1 protein-coding gene is annotated in these 883 nt (G+C 63.5%); it reads right to left on the bottom strand.

Annotated elements, in window-relative coordinates:
- Positions 1-811, bottom strand: a protein-coding gene (locus FV222_RS27640) for an IS5 family transposase (RefSeq protein WP_147816323.1) whose coding sequence is annotated in 2 segments (ribosomal slippage) — positions 1-427 and positions 427-811 — 812 coding nt annotated over the 2 segments. Because the reading frame shifts where the segments join, the coding sequence is not laid out codon by codon here. This gene is flagged as partial in the annotation.
- Positions 812-883: the final 72 nt, after the last annotated feature.

The raw sequence follows: 883 nt of genomic DNA, 5'->3' as shown, positions 1-883 counted from the left end.
ATGAGGCGGATGGAGGCCAAGAGGACGAACGCTCGCCCTTTCCGGCTTTTGCATTCCCAATCCTTCGCGAGACGGCGGCAGCGGTTGAGCCAACCGATCGTTCGCTCGACAATCCAGCGCTTGGGCAACACGACGAAGCCCTTGGCCTGATCGGACCGCCTGACGATCTCGACCGTGATCGTGCGGCAGACCTTGCGCAGACCATCTTGGAAGGTCGGTCCCTGATAGCCGCCGTCGGCGAAGAGCTTGAGCAGAAACGGGTAGAGGCCGAACAGCGTGGCCATCACCAGCACGCCGCCATCCCGATCCTGAATGTCGGCGGGATGGACGAGCGCGTGCATCAGCAGGCCCTGCGTGTCGACCAGGATGTGGCGCTTCTTGCCCCTGATCTTCTTGCCCGCGTCGTAGCCGGGCGGGTCGATCGAGCGCCCCCTTTTTCCGCGCCCTTCACGCTCTGGCTATCGATGATGGCTGCCGTCGGGCTGACCTCCCGACCCACACGCTCCCGGCAGGCGACGTAGAGCGTGTGATGGATCCGCTCCAGCGTGCCGTCATAGTCCCAGAGGTCGAAGTAGTCGTGCACCGTCGAGCGCGCCGCCAGATCCTTTGGGATCGCCCGCCATTGGCAGCCAGTGCTCAGCACGTACATCAGGCCGTTTACCACCGCCCGCATGTCGACGCTGCGCTTGCCGCCGCCACGCTTGGCTGGAGGGATCAGGGGCTCGATCAGCGCCCACTCGTCATCCGTCAGGTCGCTCGGATAACGAAGCTCGCTTCGATCGTAGCGGGTCCGGTTCTCAGTCGTCCACATCGGCAGCCTCCACACAGGCAGCCTTGAATCACAAACCCCTCACATCACTCAATATGTCGCCGGACAGACACT

The organism is Methylobacterium sp. WL103 (assembly GCF_008039885.1).
GTDB lineage: Bacteria > Pseudomonadota > Alphaproteobacteria > Rhizobiales > Beijerinckiaceae > Methylobacterium > Methylobacterium cerastii.
This window is presented reverse-complemented; position numbering and strand designations above follow the sequence as displayed.